Annotated in this window: 20 protein-coding genes, 1 pseudogene and 1 other annotated feature; all 21 genes and pseudogenes read left to right on the top strand. The window is 42.2% G+C overall.

Features of this window, described 5'->3' with window-relative positions:
* Nucleotides 1-29 precede the first annotated feature (29 nt).
* On the top strand, nucleotides 30-1,943 hold the full coding sequence (locus FQ087_RS10395) for a penicillin-binding transpeptidase domain-containing protein (protein ID WP_483315855.1): 1,914 nt from the start codon (nucleotides 30-32) through the stop codon (nucleotides 1,941-1,943).
* A gap of 69 nt (nucleotides 1,944-2,012) precedes the next feature.
* Nucleotides 2,013-2,984, top strand: coding sequence for a phospho-N-acetylmuramoyl-pentapeptide-transferase (mraY, locus tag FQ087_RS10390; protein WP_149580367.1), 972 nt, complete (start codon nucleotides 2,013-2,015; stop codon nucleotides 2,982-2,984).
* Nucleotides 2,985-4,334, top strand: coding sequence for a UDP-N-acetylmuramoyl-L-alanine--D-glutamate ligase (murD, locus tag FQ087_RS10385; RefSeq protein WP_149580366.1), 1,350 nt, complete (start codon nucleotides 2,985-2,987; stop codon nucleotides 4,332-4,334).
* Nucleotides 4,335-4,463: 129 nt separating this feature from the next.
* Entirely contained in the window at nucleotides 4,464-5,555 is a 1,092-nt protein-coding gene (gene ftsW, locus FQ087_RS10380) for a putative lipid II flippase FtsW (RefSeq protein ID WP_149580365.1), read from the top strand.
* 16 nt (nucleotides 5,556-5,571) lie between these two features.
* Nucleotides 5,572-6,360: a cell division protein FtsQ/DivIB gene (locus FQ087_RS10375; protein WP_149580364.1), complete on the top strand. Its 789-nt coding sequence runs from the start codon at nucleotides 5,572-5,574 to the stop codon at nucleotides 6,358-6,360.
* On the top strand, nucleotides 6,344-7,063 hold the full coding sequence (locus FQ087_RS10370) for a DUF881 domain-containing protein (protein ID WP_149580363.1): 720 nt from the start codon (nucleotides 6,344-6,346) through the stop codon (nucleotides 7,061-7,063). Before FQ087_RS10375 ends, FQ087_RS10370 begins: the two co-directional genes overlap by 17 nt.
* A 24-nt stretch (nucleotides 7,064-7,087) precedes the next feature.
* Nucleotides 7,088-7,807: a DUF881 domain-containing protein gene (locus FQ087_RS10365; protein WP_149580362.1), complete on the top strand. Its 720-nt coding sequence runs from the start codon at nucleotides 7,088-7,090 to the stop codon at nucleotides 7,805-7,807.
* Nucleotides 7,808-7,810: 3 nt separating this feature from the next.
* Nucleotides 7,811-8,179, top strand: coding sequence for a small basic family protein (locus tag FQ087_RS10360; protein ID WP_149580361.1), 369 nt, complete (start codon nucleotides 7,811-7,813; stop codon nucleotides 8,177-8,179).
* Between the two features lie 97 nt (nucleotides 8,180-8,276).
* On the top strand, nucleotides 8,277-9,560 hold the full coding sequence (gene ftsA / locus FQ087_RS10355) for a cell division protein FtsA (protein WP_149580360.1): 1,284 nt from the start codon (nucleotides 8,277-8,279) through the stop codon (nucleotides 9,558-9,560).
* Nucleotides 9,561-9,601: 41 nt separating this feature from the next.
* The gene (gene ftsZ, locus FQ087_RS10350; protein WP_149580359.1) at nucleotides 9,602-10,771 is read left to right on the top strand and encodes a cell division protein FtsZ; all 1,170 of its coding nucleotides are present in this window, start codon (nucleotides 9,602-9,604) and stop codon (nucleotides 10,769-10,771) included.
* A gap of 436 nt (nucleotides 10,772-11,207) precedes the next feature.
* Nucleotides 11,208-12,062, top strand: coding sequence for a sigma-E processing peptidase SpoIIGA (locus FQ087_RS10345; protein ID WP_149580358.1), 855 nt, complete (start codon nucleotides 11,208-11,210; stop codon nucleotides 12,060-12,062).
* Nucleotides 12,052-12,762, top strand: coding sequence for an RNA polymerase sporulation sigma factor SigE (gene sigE / locus FQ087_RS10340; RefSeq protein WP_149580357.1), 711 nt, complete (start codon nucleotides 12,052-12,054; stop codon nucleotides 12,760-12,762). Before FQ087_RS10345 ends, sigE begins: the two co-directional genes overlap by 11 nt.
* 94 nt (nucleotides 12,763-12,856) lie before the next feature.
* Nucleotides 12,857-13,636 (top strand): RNA polymerase sporulation sigma factor SigG, encoded by a 780-nt coding sequence (gene sigG, locus FQ087_RS10335; RefSeq protein ID WP_188006694.1) that lies wholly within the window; start codon nucleotides 12,857-12,859, stop codon nucleotides 13,634-13,636.
* Nucleotides 13,637-13,717: 81 nt separating this feature from the next.
* Entirely contained in the window at nucleotides 13,718-13,963 is a 246-nt protein-coding gene (locus tag FQ087_RS10330) for a PRC-barrel domain-containing protein (protein ID WP_149580356.1), read from the top strand.
* Between the two features lie 69 nt (nucleotides 13,964-14,032).
* The gene (locus FQ087_RS10325) at nucleotides 14,033-14,725 is read left to right on the top strand and encodes a YggS family pyridoxal phosphate-dependent enzyme (RefSeq protein ID WP_149580355.1); all 693 of its coding nucleotides are present in this window, start codon (nucleotides 14,033-14,035) and stop codon (nucleotides 14,723-14,725) included.
* A 155-nt stretch (nucleotides 14,726-14,880) separates the two neighbouring features.
* Nucleotides 14,881-15,168 (top strand): annotated as a pseudogene (locus FQ087_RS23360) (cell division protein SepF); the annotation flags it as partial.
* Nucleotides 15,169-15,194: 26 nt separating this feature from the next.
* Complete coding sequence (locus FQ087_RS10315; protein ID WP_149580353.1) at nucleotides 15,195-15,473, top strand: YggT family protein; 279 nt, start codon at nucleotides 15,195-15,197, stop codon at nucleotides 15,471-15,473.
* A gap of 54 nt (nucleotides 15,474-15,527) precedes the next feature.
* On the top strand, nucleotides 15,528-16,304 hold the full coding sequence (locus tag FQ087_RS10310) for a YlmH family RNA-binding protein (RefSeq protein WP_149580352.1): 777 nt from the start codon (nucleotides 15,528-15,530) through the stop codon (nucleotides 16,302-16,304).
* Between the two features lie 271 nt (nucleotides 16,305-16,575).
* A complete protein-coding gene (locus FQ087_RS10305) occupies nucleotides 16,576-17,085 on the top strand; it encodes a DivIVA domain-containing protein (protein WP_149580351.1) in 510 nt (169 codons plus the stop codon).
* Nucleotides 17,086-17,137: 52 nt separating this feature from the next.
* Nucleotides 17,138-17,355 (top strand) — a binding site (T-box leader).
* 418 nt (nucleotides 17,356-17,773) lie between these two features.
* Nucleotides 17,774-20,536 (top strand): isoleucine--tRNA ligase, encoded by a 2,763-nt coding sequence (gene ileS, locus FQ087_RS10300; RefSeq protein ID WP_149580350.1) that lies wholly within the window; start codon nucleotides 17,774-17,776, stop codon nucleotides 20,534-20,536.
* 136 nt (nucleotides 20,537-20,672) lie between these two features.
* On the top strand, nucleotides 20,673-21,146 hold the full coding sequence (gene lspA, locus FQ087_RS10295; RefSeq protein ID WP_149580349.1) for a signal peptidase II: 474 nt from the start codon (nucleotides 20,673-20,675) through the stop codon (nucleotides 21,144-21,146).
* Nucleotide 21,147 lies beyond the last annotated feature (1 nt).

The following is a 21,147-nucleotide window of genomic DNA, read 5'->3' as shown; positions in this document are numbered from 1 at the left end:
TTGATAGAAAAACGAGAGGTGTGTAACCGCTGCGGACGTTTATACAATTACAATCTAAAAAAAGGTTACGAGCAGTATTTGTCATATTTCTAATTTGTCTAGGAATGGTCGTTGCAAAGCTATTCCATATACAAATCATTAAACATGAATTACTGAAAGAGCGTGCGGAAGCGAACTGGGACCGTGAAATCCCATTCGGTGGAGTACGCGGGGATATAGTCGATCGGAATGGTGATCTGATTGTCGGTAACAAACTGGCACCCACCTTATACTTCATGCCATCCCAAAATCATGAATTGAAGAGTTCAGCAATTGCACTGGCACCCATTCTTGGAGTAAATGCAGCTGATTTGGAAACGAAATTGTCCGAAAAAGCATATATGGTTAAACTCGCGCCTGAGGGGAAAAACATTACAAAAGAGCAGGCAGATGAAATTGCCCGTCTGCAAATAGATGGATTGTATACAGGCGTAGATTTTGAAAGACATTATCCGAATGGTGACCTGCTATCCAGACTCATTGGCTTTACGGGCTATGACGGAAATGGATTGGCAGGTATCGAATACGCATATGATGAAATTCTGCAAGGAACGGGCGATAAAATCCGTTTGTACACAGACGCAAAAGGAATACCGCTTCCACATGTCGATGATGGTTTTAAGACGGGGGAAAATGGAGCAAATGTCGAGTTGACGATCGATTTAAACATGCAGAAGGTTGTTGAACGTGAATTGTCGCAAGCGATGGAAAAATTTGACGCTGCCCAAGTGCTTGCAATTGTCATGAACCCTAAAACGGGTGAATTACTGTCGCTCGCTTCAGCACCGACGTTTAATCCGGCTGAATATCAAGACGTAGATCCAAGTATTTACAACCGAAATTTACCTGTTTGGATGACTTTCGAGCCGGGCTCGACATTCAAAATCTTAACTCTTGCAGCAGGACTTGAAGAAAAAGTAATTGATCTTCATAAGGAACATTTTTACGATCCTGGATATTCAATGGTTGGAAAAGCAAGGCTGCGCTGTTGGAAAAGAGAAGGGCACAAGGATCAAACGTTCCTTGAAGTCGTCGAAAATTCATGCAATCCAGGATTCATTGAAATCGGGCAAAGGCTAGGTCCTAAAAAGTTAAGTAAATACATCAAGGACTTCGGTTTCGGTGAATCGACAGGTTCAGGAATTGCAGGTGAGTCAAAAGGGATTCTTTTTTCTGAAAAGAATTTTGGCCCCGTCGAGCAAGCGACAACTGCATTTGGTCAAGGGATTTCAGTGACACCGATTCAACAAGTTCAAGCAGTTGCCGCAGCGATAAACGGTGGTTATCTGTATCGTCCGTATATTGTAAAGGAAATTACGGATGATAAGGGAAAGGTACTTCAATCATACGAACCTGAAATGCAGCGGCAGGTCATCAGTGAGGAAACGTCAAAACAAGTGCGGGAAGCGCTTGAGTCAGTTGTCGCAAATGGCTCTGGTCGTAATGCATTTACAGATGGACTTCGTGTTGGTGGAAAGACCGGAACTGCACAGAAAGTTGTTGACGGTGCTTATAAAGACGGTGATTATATCGTTTCATTCATTGGGTTTGCACCGGCAGATGATCCCGAATTACTCGTCTATCTCGCGATTGATAGCCCTAAAAACTCTGTCCAGTTCGGGGGCGTAATAGCTGCTCCTATTGTTGGTCGAATTATTGAAGAAATTGCCCCACTTGCTGGTATTACGAACAGGGAAGGGCAAATTGAAAAAGAATACAGATGGGGAGACCCATTATCGCACAGGGTTCCCGACCTTACAGGAATGAAAAAAGCGAAAATCACTAGCCAATTATATACGTATCGTATTGAATGGCACGGTTCTGGGGATCAAGTGAAATATCAGTTACCAGTTGCTGACACATTAATCGAGATTGATGATGTTATTCACGTTTACACTGAATGACTATTTAAATGCAAAGTCTGATGCAGCCACTTTTGCGCGCTGTATCAGAAGTTAGAAGGAGAAAAAATTATGACGATTGTTACTACATTGACGGCCATTGCGGTCGCGTTTATTATTTCAACACTATTGGGATTTGTTATTATCCCAGCTCTCAGGAGATTAAAGTTTGGGCAGAGTATCCGGGAGGAAGGTCCCAAAACCCATCAAAAAAAGGCGGGTACGCCTACGATGGGCGGACTTATTTTCATTGGTTCAATCATCATTTCGACGCTCGCCCTTTCATACATATACGGCATACTGACGACACAGACGATTGTCTTATTGCTCGTTCTCGTAGGTTTTGGTGTCATCGGTTTTCTTGATGATTTTATCATCGTCGTTTTGAAAAGGAATCTGGGGCTCACATCCATTCAAAAGTTAATTGGGCAAATTATCGTTTCAGTTGCAGCATTCTTCCTCTTGAAGTTGGGGCCATTTGAAACTGCAGTACAAATTCCTTTCACGGAATTTAAAATCGAACTCGGTGTATTCTATATTGCATTCCTTGTTTTTTGGCTTGTTGGATTTTCTAACGCCGTTAATCTATCTGATGGATTGGATGGGCTTGTTGCGGGTACAGCGTCTATTGCTTTTGCTGCATTTGGTGTTCATGCCCTTATATACGGACAGCATGATATTGCGCTCTTTGCTTTCGTGGTTACAGGAGCAATGCTCGGGTTTTTGGTTTTCAATGTCAAGCCTGCCAAGGTATTCATGGGTGATACGGGATCTTTGGCATTAGGTGGGGCACTAGCAATGACTTCCGTATTAATTAAACAAGAATTTCTTCTTGTTGTCATCGGAATTGTTTATGTCATAGAGACGCTTTCAGTTATTATTCAGGTGATTAGTTTTAAAACAACTGGTAAACGGGTATTCAAGATGAGTCCGATACATCATCATTTTGAATTATCCGGATGGTCCGAATGGAAAATCGTAATTGTATTTTGGGGAGTCGCGTTTTTGGCGGCAATACTTCCTGTCTTGCTGGAGGTGATGTAAGTGGAAAGTAGCAATCAATTTAAAGGAATGAAGGTACTTGTCCTAGGTCTTGCAAAAAGTGGCTATGCAGCATCATCGCTTTTGCATACAGCTGGGGCTCATGTAACGGTCAATGATGCATCACCAGAAGACGGTAATGAAGAAGCTGCAGAGCTTCGTTTGAAAGGTATTCGTGTGATATGCGGGGGTCATCCTGCAGATATCCTCGACGGGGGATATGACATCGTTGTGAAAAATCCTGGAATCCCTTACAGTAATTCAGTTATAGCGGAAGCGATTCACAAAGGAATTCCGGTATGGACAGAGATTGAACTTGCCTCCAGGATAAGTGAAGCGCCAATTGTTGGGATTACAGGGTCGAATGGTAAAACGACAACAACCACTTTGTTGTACCACATGCTTAATATTGGTGATAAGCACCCACTTATTGCGGGGAACATTGGAACGGTCTCTTGTGCAGTTGCTGAAAAAGCAACGAAAGAAAACATCATCGTCTTAGAGGCATCGTCCTTTCAACTTATGGGGACAGATACATTCCGACCTAAAATAGCGATTTGGACAAATTTGTATGATGCACATCTTGATTATCACGGGACTTCTGAAGCGTATGCGGAAGCAAAATACGGTATTTCAAAAAACCAAACTGCTGAAGATTACTTTATATACAACGATGATCAGCCGGTACTGAGGAAGTATGTGATTCGCTCATCAGCTACGAAGGTTCCTTTTTCTTTGACTGGAATGAAAGAAAACGGTATATCGGCAGATGACGAGCAAATATACTGGAATGGGTCACCTTATGTAATGCGATCCGTCATCAAGTTACCAGGACAGCACAATCTTGAAAATATTCTTGCTGCGACTGCGGCTGCAATCCTTTTGGGCTGTGACAAAAAAGCAATTGAAAATGTTTTAAGTTCCTTTACTGGTGTTCGGCACCGGATGCAATTCGTTAAGGAATTAAATGGCAGAAAGTTTTACAATGATTCAAAAGCAACGAATACGCTAGCTACGAAAAGTGCTTTGGCTGCGTTCGAAGTGCCGACAATTCTTATTGCTGGCGGGTTGAATCGAGGACAGTCATTTGAAGAGTTACGGCCTTACATGAGCAATGTAAAAGCGGTCGTCGCTGTTGGGGAAACTGCTAGGGAGTTTTCGGAATTTGCAGCGTCATGCGGAGTCGAAATGATCATGACTGCCGCCGATGTAAGGGATGCCGTGCGAAAAGCCTATCCGATTACTGTAGCGGGAGATATTATCTTGCTTTCCCCTTCTTGTGCAAGTTGGGATCAGTACCCTAGTTTTGAAGCACGGGGCGATCAGTTTATCGAAGCGGTTATGGAACTGTAAGTGTCACCGGGGTTTGTTAAATACGGTATATAAACTAGCGTAGGTGCTTTGCAGGCTAGTCGAAGCGGTATTCAACGATATCATTCAATCTATCTAGTCATTTACATGATTCAGCAAATTTGCGGAAGGATGCGTTCACTGGAAGCTAAGTTGAAAACGTCATTTATCGTTTCTGCCGTAGCGCTGTCACTTATCGGATTGGCTTTTGTCCATTCCGCCGGTTCATATTGGGGGGCAGTCCATTATGCGGATTCTTCGCCGTTCATTGTAAAACAAGCAATCTATATGGCGGTGTCAGTTGGTATTGGTCTAATCATCATGAAAAGTCCGCTGACATCTAGCCCAAAAACGTGGACGGCTTTTTATGTCTTAACAATCCTATTACTCGTTGCGGTTCTCATACCCGGAGTCGGTGCAGTCAGAAATGGGTCTCAAAGTTGGATTGCTTTTGGGCCATTTAGTATACAGCCCGCGGAATTCATCAAGGTCGCACTTATTGGCAAATTGGCGTGTAATATGAGCAATACAAGTGGGAAAGGAGTTTTTCGGTTCAGCCATTTTGGATTGATACTCCTGCCTGCAATTTTGATCATGTTGCAACCTGATCTCGGTTCAGCCGTCATAATGATTGTCTCTGCCTTCGTCATGTTATTCATTGCAGGTTATCCGATACGTTTCTTTGCATTTTTAGGGTTGGGTGGAATAGGGGCCTTTATCGCGTTAATAGCCGCGGCACCCTACCGGTTAGAACGTATCAAATCTTATGTCGACCCTTGGAATGACCCGCTCGGCACAGGCTTTCAGGCGATTCAATCACTGTTTGCGATTGCACCTGGTGGATTGGTCGGCCATGGTTACGGCAATAGCCGTCAGAAGTATCTCTATTTGCCTGAACCCCAAAATGACTTCATCTTTTCAATTATCTCAGAAGAATCGGGATTCATTGGGGCGACAATCGTCCTGTTACTTTTTGCAGTTCTACTGGCATCGACTTTCGGAATTGCGATTAGGGCGAAAGGGCGGCACGCATTTCTGATGGTCGCGGGTATGGGTTCAATGATCATTTTTCAAACGTTCCTGAATGTTGGCGTCGTATCTGGGTTATTGCCTGTAACGGGTGTTACATTACCTTTTATAAGCTATGGTGGCTCATCATTGATGACGACGTGGATCGCAGCGGGAACCATCATGCATTTTACAGTTAGTAAAAAATCGAGTTGATAGAGGAGGGGCCGATATGGACAAAGTCATTGACATCGAGGAGCGAATTCCATCCTTGCGGGAAAAGCGCCGCAGGAAAACGAATAAAAAATTCCTGTTCATGTTGACTGTGTTCGTTATTGCGCTCCTAGCTATTCTTTACTTTCAATCACCGCTAAGTAAAGTGGGAGAAATTACAGTAAGTGGCGCGGTTCTTCATGAGGAAGCATTTTATAAAGAACAGAGTGGTTTAACTTTGGACAAGCCAATTTGGAGCTTCAGTATCGGTAGTATTGAAGAGACACTTGGGAGAGTAGAAGGCGTAAAAAAAGTGTCCGTGTCACGGAAGTGGTTTAGGGATATTGAAATCGCAATTACTGAATGGAAGACGGTGGCTTATCTGGAAGACGGTGGACAATATAGTTTACTGTTAGAAAGTGGAGAAACGTTTCCAGCCGGCATATTGTTACCTGAGGCTGAGTCGCCCGTCTTAAATAATTTTAAGAATCCCGACACACGGAAGCGGTTAACAGCACAGCTGCTGAAAATGGACGATAATGTTTATCGCTTGATTTCGGAAATAATTGTTGTAGGGGATGAAAAGGATTCGGATAGTATTACAGTTTATATGGATGACGGATTCGAGGTCCGTGCATTCATCTCAACGTTTGCTGAAAAAATGGCTTATTATCCGGATATTACGGCACAATTGAACAGCTATGAAAAAGGTGTAATAGACATGGAAGTCGGGACGTTCTTCACTCCTTTTAGTAAGGCATATGGGATAATGGAGGAGGAAGATATCGTTGATGAAGAAGGTGAATGATGAATACAAAAAGAGGGGTAGAAACATTCTTTTTTCAGTCGTGTTTCTCGTACTCGGTTTCATCCTCGCATTTTCATATCGAACCCTTGGCATAAATCAGGAGTCCAATAGCATGAAATCCCCTACATTTACTAAGGGAGAGGATTTCCGAGAAGGACTAATCAGTCAACAGGAGCGAAATAAAGAACTGACCGATGAAATCGCCGCCAAGCAGGAAGAGATACGTGAGTATGAACGTTCTTTCTCCGTGGGGGAGGAAGATCATGCCAGCCTCGTTGAAGAGGCCAAAAATCTCCGCTTGCTGCTTGGTGTAATCCCTGCTGCCGGACAAGGTGTTAAGGTTACTTTGAAGGATGCCGATTACGATCCTGTTGAACAAAATCCGAACGATTATATTGTTCATGAAAGTCATATTTTTCGGGTCGTCAATGAATTAAGGATTTCGGGCGCACAAGGATTAGCGATAAATGGACAACGAATAACAGCAAACTCTTATATAAAATGCACTGGGCCAGTTATTACGGTCGATGGAAGAACTTTTCCAGCCCCTTTCGTAATAGAGGCGATTGGTGATATGGATGTTCTATCTTCGGCATTGCATTTAAAAGGCGGTGTGATTGACAGCCTTATTCGGGATAATATCGTTGTCACTACGGAACAATCAAAGGATATCCGGCTGTCCGCTTTACGCAATGAGAGTTGAGTAATAGTTTAGGAGGCTGGACGGGTGAGAAAAACAATGCATTGGAGATTCACATTGATCTTGCTCCTTGTCGGGTTTATGACAGCCGTCCAATTTAATTCGATGAATAATCCTGAAGAACGAGATACAAGGGACATCTGGGCAATCCGTCAAGACCTGGCAACCGAAAAGCAATTCCACTCCGAATTGCTTTCAGAAATTCGGGAGTTGGACAAAACGATTCTTACTTATAAATCGTTAAATAATGAAAACACGGGAAGGGCTCTAAACGAAACAGTGGACAAGCTCTATCGTCAAGCAGGTGTCACAGACGTTGAGGGACCAGGTATTATTATCAACGTTCGGCCATCTGCTGAAAGTGTAGCATTCGGTGTTCCAATCACCGGAATTTCCCCGGATCTGCTCACCCGTTTCGTCAATGAGTTGAATCGTTTTAAAGGCATCATATTCGAAATTGACGGCAAACGATATACGATGTTGAGCTCGATCAGAGATATTAATGGAATGACAACTGTAAATGGATTGAATGTTTCAACACCACCATTCACCATGAAAATCATTTCCCCGACCTTAACGGACAGTGAGAAATTGTACAATTATTTAGTAGCCTCGGCGATTCATGATGATTTTTATCTTGACGATTTAATCTTTGAAGTTGGGAAGCCAGAAATGGCGGTAAAAGTCCGCGGTTACCCAGAAAGGTTAGAAAATCAGTTTTTAGAGGAATTGCCGAAAGGGGAATGACTTATGTGGTTACCATTACTTGGGCTCATACTCGGGATTTCTTTGGGGCTATTATCAGACCTTCAAATTCCGACGGTATATGACGATTACTTATCGATTGCCGTCCTTGCTGCTCTGGATACGCTATTCGGGGGCATCAGGGCTCATTTACAGCGAGTGTACGATGATAAGGTGTTTATATCCGGATTCTTCTTCAACATCGCTCTGGCGGCCGCACTCGCGTTTCTAGGGGTGCATCTAGGAGTCGATTTATATCTTGCGGCCATTTTCGCATTCGGTGTTAGGTTATTTCAGAACATCGCTGTTATAAGAAGAATTATGCTTACGAAATGGACAGAACGTGGTAAGGTTTCAAATACGAATGCACCTTAATGAAGGGGTTTGGATAAAAGATGTCGAAATTATTTAGACAATATGCTTCGGATACAATAGAATGGGAATTAAGAGTTGATTTGGGAGGTGCCAGTAATTGAGCCAATCAGAATTATATGTATCACTTGATATAGGTTCTTCGTCGGTTAAAGTGTTAATCGGTGAAGTGGATGGCGGATCCTTGCACGTTATTGGAGTTGGCAATGTTCAATCCGCAGGAATCCGGAAAGGGACTATCATCGATATCGATGCAACTGTCCAAACTATCCGAAAAGCGGTCGAACAGGCCGAGAGGATGACGGGGATGCAAATCCGTGAGGTCATTCTGGGCATTCCTGCAAATGGCGTTTTGTTACAGGACGTCAAAGGAGTTGTGGCAGTTAACTCGGAAAATCGTGAAATTACTGATGATGACCTCGATAGGGTTATGAAATCAGCACAAGTCATGTCTGTTCCTCCTGATCGGGAAATCGTTAATATCATTCCGAAACAATTCATCGTTGATGATTATGATGAGATAACGGATCCAAGAGGAATGATTGGTGTTCGGCTCGAAATGGACGGAACACTTATTACTACATCAAAAACACTTGTTCATAATATATTACGCTGTGTAGAACGAGCGGGTCTTGTTATACGAGAAATCTATTTGCAACCACTTGCGGCAGGCACGTTTGCTCTTACGAAAGATGAAAAGAATCACGGCAGTGCATTCATCGATATTGGGGGAGGTTCTACCACAGTCTCCATTTTTGGCGAAAATAGATTCATGGCGACAGCAGTCATACCGGTAGGCGGAGATCATATTACAAAAGATCTTTCAATTATATTGAAAACACCAACCGAGCAGGCAAGGAAAATTAAGCATCAGTATGGACATGCATTCTCAGATGATGCATCAGATGATGAGTTGTTTGAAGTACCTGTCATTGGGGCTGACTCAAAAGATCAATACAGCCAGAGATACATATCGGAAATTATTGGTGTACGACTTGAAGAACTTTTTGATCTCGTACTGGAAGAATTGTATCGTATGGGCGTGCATGATCTACCAGGCGGAGTCGTATTGACCGGTGGGATAACGAAGATGGATGGTCTTCTTCAATTAGCGAGACATGTGTTAAAAACTAGAGTCCGTATCCATACACCGGAGTACATTGGTGTAAGAGAACCGATGTATACAACTGCGGTAGGACTTATAAACTATGCACATATGCAAGATACTTATTTCGGACATGAACCCGATTTACAGACAGTTGCGGCTTCCGAGAATCATATGCCGGCACAGACTAATAAGAAAAAATCAGTAGACCGAAACAAAGAAAAGAAACCTGGTATTTTAGATAAAGCAAAGAAAGTCTTTGACAATTTCTTCGAATGAGTCAATGAACAACTGTATGAAATGGACTAGGAGGAGAGACGATGCTAGAATTTGATACGAATGTTGACGCCCTTGCAGTCATCAAAGTAATTGGTGTTGGTGGCGGCGGCAATAACGCTGTAAATAGAATGATTGAACATGGTGTACAAGGTGTGGAATTTATAGCGGTGAATACGGACGCTCAGGCATTAAACCTATCGACTGCTGAAGTGAAATTGCAAATTGGTGGTAAATTGACACGCGGATTAGGAGCAGGTGCAAATCCGGAAGTCGGTAAAAAAGCTGCTGAAGAAAGCAGAGAACAAATCGAAGAAGCATTGCGTGGATCTGATATGGTGTTCGTGACTGCGGGTATGGGTGGCGGAACAGGTACTGGAGCTGCTCCTGTCATCGCTCAAATTGCGAAAGATATTGGTGCACTGACTGTAGGCGTTGTTACTAGACCGTTTACTTTTGAAGGACGGAAACGTCAAACACAGGCAATCGGCGGTATTACTGCGATGAAAGAATCTGTGGATACATTAATCGTCATTCCTAATGATAAATTGCTTGAAATTGTAGATAAAAATACACCGATGCTAGAGGCTTTCCGTGAGGCTGATAATGTACTGCGTCAAGGGGTACAAGGTATTTCTGATTTGATTGCTGTACCTGGACTTATTAACTTGGACTTTGCCGACGTAAAAACGATCATGTCGAATAAAGGCTCTGCTCTTATGGGAATCGGGATGTCTACGGGAGAAAATAGAGCTTCCGAAGCGGCGAAAAAAGCCATTTCCAGCCCACTACTTGAAACATCAATCGATGGTGCAAAAGGTGTGCTTATGAATATTACAGGCGGTTCAAACTTGAGTCTGTTCGAAGTACAGGAAGCAGCCGATATCGTTGCTTCTGCATCAGATGAAGATGTGAATATGATTTTCGGTTCTGTCATCAACGACAATTTGAAAGATGAGATTATCGTAACAGTCATTGCAACAGGATTCAGTGAAGAACAACTAACCGTATCGCGTCCTGCAAGAAGCCCTGGCTTCGGTGCAAGCCGTTCGCAACCACGTGAGCAGCAATCGCCGATACAACAGCCGCCAACGCGGGAGCGTAGAGAGGAAGCGCCACAGTTCCAACAACAGGAACCGACACGCCAATCTCAGAGTGGTCAACAAGATGATACACTCGATATTCCGACGTTTTTACGCAATCGTCGTCGTTAATAATGAAAGACCAAAAGCTTTCCAAAAAGTGCAATCGCACTTTTTGGAAAGTTTTTTTACGTTTGGTTAGGCATGTTGTGGATTAGTGCTGCCTGAATAGTACTGAGCGACTGTATTCCTGGATAGACTGATCATATAGCATGACTGACCGAACATATAACTCAGCTAAGTGATATATAGCATGACTGACCGAACATAAAACTTAGCCAAGCGATCATATAGCATGACTGACCGAACATAAAACTTAGCCAAGCGATCATATAATATGTCCAACCAAACATAAAACCGATTCGACCAATCATATCCCCTCTCTCAATCAACTAGAAATCCCTAAATCTAAAATCGAATCTTGTCGATTTCTTTTTTTTGTCTGCCCCCCGTTCCGACAAACATTTCATAACCTAGATGCTATCGTTGTTGTCAGGGAGGGCGGCTCATGTACGGGGAATTCATTGTCGGAGTGAATATGCTATTCAATTATGCAATCCTTTCATTCGCCAACAAAGTAGGAAACGTACAAGCCGCACGCGGACGTCTAGTGTTCGCCTCTTTTGTGGGTGCGGTGCCTGTCGTTATCTTTCCATCATCGGCTAGTGTTGTGATTTTTTCTTTTATCTGCATGACTGTTTGCGCTTTTGGAAAGGCTTTTGAACTGTGGAAGAAGTCTGCGACAATGGTTTTGGTAGGGGCGGTATTTGCTGGAGGTTTACTAACGGCTTTTCAATACCGCATCGATATGTCCAGTTCGTCGTTTACAGTTCTTGCTTATGCAGTTGTTGCATACGTTTCTCTTTATTTCATGAGGAAAAAGTGGCTTGATGTCAGAACCGCACGCCATGTATCCGAGCTTCGGGCATCTTCTGTTCTCTCTATTTGGGATGCGGAAGTTGAGATTGATGTATTCATCGATTCTGGGAACGGCTGCACGGAGCCATTGTCGGGGTCACCTGTCCATTTTGTATCGTTAAAGGTGCTGGAGAAGCATATACCGGAAGATTTGATGAAGTCTTTGGTTGCTTGGAATCCTCAGGGTACACCTTCAATGTCGGAGTTTCCTGATTACTATCACAAACAAATACGGTTGATTCGATTAGTAACGGTACAAGGACAGTCTTGGGCAGTTGGCTTTAGATTTAAACAATGGGTATTAGCGGAAGGTAACGCACTGCAACCAGGTTATATTGTAGTGACAAAAAATGACCGCCGTTATCCTGACGGTGCGGAAGCAATCTTACATGTATCGGCAATGGAGTCATTAAATAGGGAGAGGGGAACTGCTTATGTTGTTTAAATTTAGAAAATGGATGTCGATAATCACCAGCTTTTTTAAACGGAAAAGCGGCACATACTATATCGGAGGTCATGAGTCTCTTCCAAAGCCATTGACTCGGGAAGAAGAAGCAATAACAATAAAAGCATTTATGGAAGGCGATATGAACGCGCGCGACAGGTTAATTGAAAAAAATCTTCGTCTTGTTGTTTACATTGCCCGACGTTTTGATAACACGAATACACATATTGAAGATCTCATCAGCATAGGTGCTATCGGACTTATAAAAGCAATCGAAACTTTTAAGACGGACAAAAACATCAAATTAGCTACTTATGCTTCTCGTTGTATTGAAAATGAGATTCTGATGCATCTTCGTAAAACAAACAAGACACGATCTGAGATTTCTTTTGATGAACCGTTAAATTCTGATGCGGATGGAAATGAATTACTGTTATCGGATATTCTTGGGACAGATGAGCACATTATCATTGACGACGTCGAAAGAAAAATAGAGCGCCAGCATATGATTGAAGCGATTACGAGTCTCGACGAACGAGAGCGCTATATTATGGAATGCCGTTTTGGTTTGACAGGACAAGAAGAAATGACACAGAAAGAAGTGGCAGAACTACTTGGAATTTCCCAGTCCTATATTTCTCGACTCGAAAAGAAAATCATCTCTGAACTGCGTGAAAGCTTGAATCATCCAATTGCATAATGGGTGAAATTGGCGATGTGGATTCTCGCATATTCTGGACAACTGCGGACAGACTATCTTGTACAGTCATCTACAGAATCTGGAGGAAAAGCGAATGGTGCGTACAAGAGTTGAAATTTGTGGAATCGATACGTCCGAATTGCCGTTACTCACAAACGACGTTATGAAAGCGACGTTTATCAGGTTACAGAGCGGAGATCATGCAGCAAGAGAAGAACTCGTTATTGGAAATTTGCGACTCGTCCTTAGTCTGGTTCAAAGATTCGCATATAGGGGGGAACAAGCGGATGATTTATTTCAAGTCGGATGTATCGGCTTGCTTAAATCAATTGACAACTTCGATTTGAAACACAATGTCAGATTTTCAACATATGCAGTCCCGATGATTATTGGAGAAATTAAAAGACATCTACGTGATCATCATTCAATACGGGTATCAAGGTCACTTCGAGATACTGCTTATAAGGCAATAAGAGCGAAAGAGCAGTTCATTAACGATAATCAAAGAGAACCACGAATATCAGACCTGTCAGAAGCGACAGGCATCCCAGCAGACGACATTTTGTTTGCACTTGATGCAATTCAAGATCCCATGTCTCTTCATGAGCCTATGAACGGTGACGGGGGTGATCCTGTGTTCATGATGGATCAGATACAGGATAAAACTGTTTCAGAAGAACGGTGGTTGACGTATGTATCTGTAAAAGAAACGGTGTCTACTATGGATGAAAGACAGCAGTCAATCCTTTCAAAACGCTTTTACCTGGGACAAACGCAGACTGAAATCGCCAAGGAACTGGGCATCTCACAAGCTCAAATTTCAAGGTTGGAGAAGAGTGCAGTTCAAACTATTCGAGAAGGAATGGAACAATAATAACAAATGTAACGCAATGCGCTAACTGCATTGCGTTTTTTTTGCGCTTAGGTGCATATATTCATTGTAAGGAGGGATTTTATGAGGTTTTCGGAAATTCAGAAAAAAGAAGTTATTGACACTACCAAAGGGGCATTCCTTGGATTTGTCCAAGATGCGACGATTGACACTGTGAATGGTAAAGTTGAATCCTTACATGTTGGCGGTGGAGAACGTAACAATTTTTTTGATACAAAAGACAAGGAAACGAAAAAAGTCAATCTTAAAGAGATTACTACAATTGGAAAAGATATTGTCCTTGTAGGTAAAAAGAATGCAGATAAATGATTATTTATTGATATGTTCAGCCTAGATTGGTACAATGAAGTGAAAGATAGAAGAAAAGTAGTGATAAAAATGGGGAATCTTCAACAACGAATACAAAATATTGAGCATGATATACAAGCAACTTGTGACAGAACAGGTAGAAATAGAGCTGAAATTACGGTCGTTGCTGTTACGAAGGAAGTTTCGACAGCAAGGACATCTGCAGTGTTGGATGCAAATATCCAACATCTTGGTGAAAATCGTCCTGAAGGTCTTCTGGGGAAACAGCTAACGATACAAAGTGGTGCCATTTGGCATTTCATCGGTAATGTTCAAAGTAGAAAAGTGAAAGAAATCATCAATCAAATTGATTATTTACATTCTGTTGATCGAATGAGTTTGGTTAAAGAAATTCATAAGCGGGCAGATCATGTTGTTGATTGTTTTATTCAAGTAAACGTTTCCGGTGAAGCAAGTAAATCAGGTGTAACACCAGCTGAACTTGATAGTTTTATTAAAGAAGTGGCGACTTACGATAAAGTTCGAATTATAGGTTTAATGACAATGGCTCCATTCACAAAGGATGTGGATGAGATTCGTTCCGTATTCCGCTCATTAAGGGAACTTCGAGACGGTATTTCAGTGAAAAATTTACTATATGCGCCTTGTACTCAATTGTCTATGGGGATGTCAAATGATTTCATTATCGCTATTGAAGAAGGTGCAACTCATGTAAGAATCGGGACTGCACTTGTCGGAGCAGAAAGCGAGGGAGACGTATGAGCATTAAAAACAAGTTCGAGAAATGGTTTTATCTGGACGATGAAGAAAAAGAAGTACAAGAACAGCCGAGTCGGGAAGAACAGCGTCCTGTGCGTGAGCAGCCTCGTAGGGCGCCAACGAAGAAACAAACAGTAGGCGAACTACAACAATCAGCAACTGTTGTCAGCTTGCAAAGTGTACAGAAGTCTTCTAAAGTCATTCTTATCGAGCCACGTGTCTATGCAGAAGCGCAAGATATTTCAGAGCACTTGAAAAATAAACGTGCAGTTGTTGTAAATTTACAGCGAATTGAGCGCGATCAAGGAATTCGGATTGTCGATTTCCTAAGCGGTACTGTTTATGCGCTTGGTGGAGACATTCAGCGAATTGGAACGGATATTTTCCTTTGCGTGCCGGAAAATGTGGAAGTTGCGGGTGCAATTACCGATTATTTTGAACGATAGAACTTGAATGAGGTGTAGGGAATATAATGTCAGATAATATTTTAGTTTTACTCCATAATGGAATAGCTAGTGTAATTCAGATCTACTCGGTCCTTCTCATTATTTATATTTTAATGTCATGGGTTCCTGCTTCACGTGAAACGAAATTTGGTAAAATACTTGAGAAAATTGCTGAGCCTTATTTAGGATTTTTCAGAAAGTTCATACCGCCACTTGGAATGATTGACATTTCACCTATTGTTGGTATATTTGCGTTGAGTTTAATTTCTAATGGTGTTACAGCAATATTTAATTTAATTCTATAAAATGATTAAGTTGTCCTCACTTATGTGAGGATTTTTCTATAAGGAGCCGTTGAAATGGAAACTATACTTCAGCATTTCAGAAAAGATGAACAGCCTTTCATCGAAATGGCGATCGGCTGGATACGTGAGGTGGAGGATACCTATTCTCCCAAACTAACTGGATTCCTTGATCCTAGGCAACAGCGTATTGTAGAATCACTAGCAAGCAGTTCTATGCTGTTGGTCGGATTGTATGGTGCTTTTCCAGAAGCGGAAAGAAGAAGAATTCTTATTTATCCGGATTATTATGTGCCAGAACCAATAGATTATCGTATAGCCGTGTTCGAAGTGAAATATGCTTCTAAGTTTTTAAAACTGGATCATAAGGACATCCTAGGTTCAATGATGTCTTTAGGCATAGACCGTTCTAAATTCGGAGACATCCGAGTGGGGGATGGTGAAGTTCATTTTGCAGTAGCAGAAGAGCTAAAGGATTATATGGTAGCTAATTTTTTATCGATTGGGAAAGCGAAAGTGACGGTTGAAGTAAGTAATCGTCCGGAAGACTGGATAGTTACATCGGATATTTGGACAGAGGAAATGCATATCGTCAGTTCTTTACGACTGGATGTAGTTACCGCAGCATTAGTCAATATTCCGCGCCAAAAAGCGGCATCACTTGTGCATGGTGAAAAAGTGAAAGTGAACTGGGCTGTTAGGGATCAGCCCGCGTTCGAACTTCAAGAATCAGATATGTTATCAATTAGAGGATCGGGTCGTTTTAGAGTGATTGCAATTGAAGGAAGAACGCGTAAAGATAAAATCAGGCTCATTATTGGGAAATTAGAATGACTTTTCCATATTAACAGGTAGGCGGATATTACCTCATCCTGTGACAATGTCGGCATTAGTACAACCTGTATGTCATATACCCACTTAGCGTGGATGCACAAGCGAGGACGTCTGCCCGAAAAACCTGATTGGTTGAACTACTAACCAACGGAGAGAAAAACCGAATAGATAGAAGTTTCTATTTATCAGACAATAGTTTAAAAAAGGACTGTTATCTGAGGGCTCAACATGTATAATAGAGAATGAATAAGTTAAAGGGGAGATGCTTTAAATGGCTTTATCACCACTTGATATACACGATAAAGAATTTGCCAATAAGTTCCGTGGCTACGATGAAGATGAAGTGAATGAATTTCTAGAACAAATCATGAAAGACTATGAAAATATTCTTGAAGAAAACAAAGCATTAAAAAGCAGTTTGAAACAAACAGAAGCACAGGTCTCCCATTTTAACTCAATCGAGCAAACGCTGCAAAAATCGATTCTTATCGCTCAAGAGGCTGCGGAAGATGTACGTCGTAACTCTATGAAAGAGTCGAAACTGATTGTCAAGGAAGCAGAAAAGAATGCAGATCGGATTGTCAATGAGGCACTTTCGCGTGCACGTAGAATTTCTGTGGAAATTGAAGATCTTAAGAAACAATCAAAGGTTTTCCGTACGCGTTTCAAAATGCTTATTGAAGCCCAACTTGATTTGATTCAGTCAGATGACTGGGATGTTTTGCTGGAGTATGAAATTGATGCAGAGCGTTTAGAAATGGCATCCGACCTAGATTCATAAGGAAACTTGACTTTGGTCTTAATCCACACATATACTTATAGGCATATATTTAGAACAGGCGTTGAAAGAGAAAGTACCTTCCAAATCTATGAACAGCGAGCCGGGGGCGGTGGGAGCCCGGTCAACGGATTGGAAATGAAAATCACTCTCGAGCCGGATTGCGGAATGTTTTACGTAATCCCGGAAACACTCCGTTACAGTGTCTGAGTGGTAGCAAATTCATTTGCTACAAGTAGGGTGGTAACGCGAGAATAATTCTTCGTCCCTTTTTAGGGGCGGGGATTTTTTTGTGCCTATGCCTACAGGATGTAGGTATGCAGTCGTCGCGACAGGACGTCGCGCACTTAGACTGCCTTCCTTATGTAGGTATGCAGTGGAGAGGGATTGAACTTCATCCCTCATTGTTACTACAGAACGTCGCGCACTTAAACTGCGATCCGTTTACGTTTTTCGAATGATAAAAAGTATTAGCTTTTGTAACGTAGAACGGTGTCTAGCTCCAGGCGCCACCCCCTCGGGTCATAAGTCGCTTTGCCGTGGTGGCTGAAATACGTCTCCTCGTGCCTACAGGATGTAGGTATGCAGTCGTCGCGACAGGACGTGCGCACTCAGACTGCCTTCCTTTTCACTTATGCCTGACGGGGCTGGACGGCGCCTTGAGCTTTTCAATTTTAGAGGAGGAAACAATATGGAGTACAAAGATACATTACTTATGCCGAAAACAGATTTCCCGATGCGAGGTAACTTGCCTAATAAAGAGCCATTAATGCAAGAGAAATGGGCAGAGATGGACATTTATAAAAAAGTACAGGAACGAACTGCAGGTCGCCCGTTTTTCGTATTACACGATGGCCCTCCATATGCGAATGGTGATCTTCATATGGGGCACGCGATGAATAAAGTATTGAAAGATATGATTGTTCGCCACAAGTCAATGACAGGATTTCACGCGCCATACGTTCCAGGCTGGGATACCCACGGATTGCCGATTGAACAGGCATTAGTGAACAAAGGTGTAAAAAGAAAAGAAATGTCAATAGCAGAGTTCCGCAAAATGTGTGAGGAATATGCGCTTAGCCAGATTGACAACCAACGTAGCCAGTTCAAACGGATTGGTGTACGTGGCGACTGGGATAATCCATATATCACGCTGAAACCTTCTTTTGAGGCGCGTCAAATTCAAGTTTTTGGAGAAATGGCGAAAAAAGGATTTATCTATAAAGGTCTAAAACCAGTATACTGGTCACCATCTAGTGAATCCGCACTCGCTGAAGCAGAAATCGAATATCAAGATAAGAAGTCAGCATCTATTTATGTTAGTTTCCCTGTGAAAGATGGACTAGGCGTAATTGATGAAGATGTTAATTTCTTAATCTGGACAACGACTCCGTGGACAATTCCTGCAAACCTTGGAATCTCTGTACATCCAGAATTCGTTTACGTAATTGTTAAAGCTGGAGCAGAGAAATTCCTAATTGCTAAAGATCTTCTTACATTCGTTGCAGAAGAACTTGGTTGGGAAGATTATGCTGTTGAGCGTGAATTGAAAGGTTCTGAACTAGACCGTGTCGTTGCCAAGCACCCATTGTATGAACGCGACTCTCTTGTCATGCTTGGTGAGCACGTTACAGCTGAAGCAGGTACTGGCTGTGTCCATACAGCGCCAGGCCACGGGGAAGATGACTTCTACGTATCTAAATCTTATGGTATTGATGCCCTTTCTCCTATCGATGACCGTGGTGTCATGACAGACGAAGCACCTGGCTTTGAAGGATTATTTTACGAGGATGCTAATAAAGCAGTTACAGAAGCGCTCAAAAAAGTCGGCGCACTCCAAAAATTATCATTCATCACTCACTCGTACCCGCATGACTGGCGTACGAAAAAGCCAGTTATCTACCGTGCGACTGCACAATGGTTCGCTTCGATTGAATCGTTCCGTACAGAGTTGCTGGATGCAATCAAAAAAACAAAATTCACTCCATCATGGGGTGAAACAAGACTATACAATATGATTCGTGATCGCGGCGACTGGTGTATTTCTCGTCAACGTGTATGGGGAGTTCCAATTCCTGTGTTTTACGCAGAAAACGGAGAACCGATTATTACAGATGAAACAATTGCTAACGTTTCAGAATTGTTCCGTGAAAATGGATCGAATATCTGGTTTGAAAGAGAAGCAAAAGATTTACTACCAGAAGGTTTCACGCACGAAGGAAGCCCGAACGGAGAGTTTACAAAAGAGACGGACATCATGGACGTTTGGTTCGATTCAGGCTCAACACATCAAGGTGTGCTAGTAGAACGGGACGACCTCGTTTACCCTGCTGACTTATATCTTGAAGGGTCTGACCAATACCGAGGATGGTTTAACTCATCTCTTACGACAAGTGTTGCCATCAATGGCCATGCACCATATAAAGGCGTGCTAAGCCACGGTTTCACGCTTGATGGTGAAGGGCGTAAAATGAGTAAATCAATCGGTAATGTTATTATTCCTGCAAAAGTAATGAACCAGCTTGGTGCAGACATTCTTCGCCTATGGGTATCTTCTGTTGATTACACAGCGGACGTACGAGTTTCTGATTCTAACTTCAAGCAAGTTTCTGAAGTGTACAGAAAAATTCGTAACACACTTCGTTTCTTACACGGCAATACATCAGATTTCAATCCGGCTACAGATGCTGTGGCGTTTGAAAATCTTCGTACAGTAGACAAATTTGTCTATGTGAAATTGCAGGATTTGATTAAAGAAGTGCGTAATGCTTATGAAAACTATGAATTTGCTAGTGTTTATCATGCGGTGAATAATTTCTGTACGGGTGAATTGAGTTCGTTCTACCTTGATATAGCGAAAGATGTTGTCTATATCGAAGGTGCAGACCATTCACATCGTCGTGCAATGCAGACAGTGATGTATGAAACGCTGATTACACTGTTGAAATTGTTAACACCAATTGTGCCGCATACGACAGATGAAATGTGGGCATTTATCGAGCATAAAACTGAAGAAAGTATTCAGCTAACAGATATGCCAGAAGCACAAGATCTAGGAGTGGAAGCACAAGCGTTGCGTGAACGATTTGTTACCTTGATGCTTGTCCGTGATGACGTACTGAAGGCACTAGAAGAAGCACGTAATGGTAAAGTTATCGGGAAATCACTTGAAGCGAAAGTGACAGTTGCTGTCCCTGAAAGCCTGAAAGATGTATTCGCTGCGGATGATATCGACTTTGCACAATTCTTCATCGTATCGAAGTTCGTTGAAGGAGATATTGGTAATATGCCGGAAGGTACTTTGAAACTGGATACTGTAAGTGTTCTAGTTGAAAAGGCAGATGGCGAAAAATGTGAGCGTTGCTGGACGATTTCTGAAACAATCGGATCAGACGAAACACACCCTACACTATGTACGCGTTGTGCAGAAGTTGTAAAAATGCATTATTCGTAAAATTGTCAAACTGAAGCCGCTGGGGTTGTCTTTTTATAAGGCTGACCTCAGCGTCTTTTTTTTAGCATTGAAATGCGGTCATGTCGGTGTCGATGTGGTAAAATGGAACGTAATCTGTCGGACGGGGGTATTTGGATTGTTCATTTATTACGGATTGGCTGCATTCGTTATTATTTTGGATCAGTTGACGAAATGGCTAGTCGTTAAAAACATGGAACTTGGCGAAAAAATTAGCATTGTAGATCCTTATTTAGGGCTTCTCTCTCACCGTAATAGGGGAGCTGCGTGGGGCATGCTTGAAGGTCAAATGTGGTTATTTTATATCGTTACTGTTGTCGTTGTAATTGGTATTATCTATTACTTCCATAAAGAAGCGAAAGGGCAACCGCTCTTTGGGTTCAGTTTAATGTTTCTTCTTGGGGGGGCGATTGGTAATTTCATCGACCGTCTATGGCGTATGGAAGTTGTCGATTTTGTCGATGTGAAAATCCCGATTATCAACTATGATTTCCCGATTTTCAATGTTGCAGATGCAGCATTAACTGTTGGTGTGATTATGATCATCATCCATATTATTTTGGATGAAAAAAAGAACAAGAAAAAGGTGTAGT

The sequence above is a fragment of the Sporosarcina sp. ANT_H38 genome (genome assembly GCF_008369195.1).
Taxonomy (GTDB): domain Bacteria; phylum Bacillota; class Bacilli; order Bacillales_A; family Planococcaceae; genus Sporosarcina.
Note: the sequence above shows the minus strand (reverse complement) of the source record. Positions and strands in the feature narration are given on the sequence as shown.

Bases quoted from the DNA above. Each gene is read 5' to 3' on its own strand.
- mraY (WP_149580367.1), top strand. From the start codon at position 2,013: ATGACGATTGTTACTACATTGACGGCCATTGCGGTCGCGTTTATTATT.
- ftsW (WP_149580365.1), top strand. From the start codon at position 4,464: ATGCGTTCACTGGAAGCTAAGTTGAAAACGTCATTTATCGTTTCTGCC.
- FQ087_RS10375 (WP_149580364.1), top strand. From the start codon at position 5,572: ATGGACAAAGTCATTGACATCGAGGAGCGAATTCCATCCTTGCGGGAA.
- FQ087_RS10370 (WP_149580363.1), top strand. From the start codon at position 6,344: ATGAAGAAGGTGAATGATGAATACAAAAAGAGGGGTAGAAACATTCTT.
- FQ087_RS10360 (WP_149580361.1), top strand. From the start codon at position 7,811: ATGTGGTTACCATTACTTGGGCTCATACTCGGGATTTCTTTGGGGCTA.
- ftsZ (WP_149580359.1), top strand. From the start codon at position 9,602: ATGCTAGAATTTGATACGAATGTTGACGCCCTTGCAGTCATCAAAGTA.
- FQ087_RS10345 (WP_149580358.1), top strand. From the start codon at position 11,208: ATGTACGGGGAATTCATTGTCGGAGTGAATATGCTATTCAATTATGCA.
- sigE (WP_149580357.1), top strand. From the start codon at position 12,052: ATGTTGTTTAAATTTAGAAAATGGATGTCGATAATCACCAGCTTTTTT.
- sigG (WP_188006694.1), top strand. From the start codon at position 12,857: ATGGTGCGTACAAGAGTTGAAATTTGTGGAATCGATACGTCCGAATTG.
- FQ087_RS10330 (WP_149580356.1), top strand. From the start codon at position 13,718: ATGAGGTTTTCGGAAATTCAGAAAAAAGAAGTTATTGACACTACCAAA.
- FQ087_RS10325 (WP_149580355.1), top strand. From the start codon at position 14,033: ATGGGGAATCTTCAACAACGAATACAAAATATTGAGCATGATATACAA.
- FQ087_RS10315 (WP_149580353.1), top strand. From the start codon at position 15,195: ATGTCAGATAATATTTTAGTTTTACTCCATAATGGAATAGCTAGTGTA.
- FQ087_RS10310 (WP_149580352.1), top strand. From the start codon at position 15,528: ATGGAAACTATACTTCAGCATTTCAGAAAAGATGAACAGCCTTTCATC.
- FQ087_RS10305 (WP_149580351.1), top strand. From the start codon at position 16,576: ATGGCTTTATCACCACTTGATATACACGATAAAGAATTTGCCAATAAG.
- ileS (WP_149580350.1), top strand. From the start codon at position 17,774: ATGGAGTACAAAGATACATTACTTATGCCGAAAACAGATTTCCCGATG.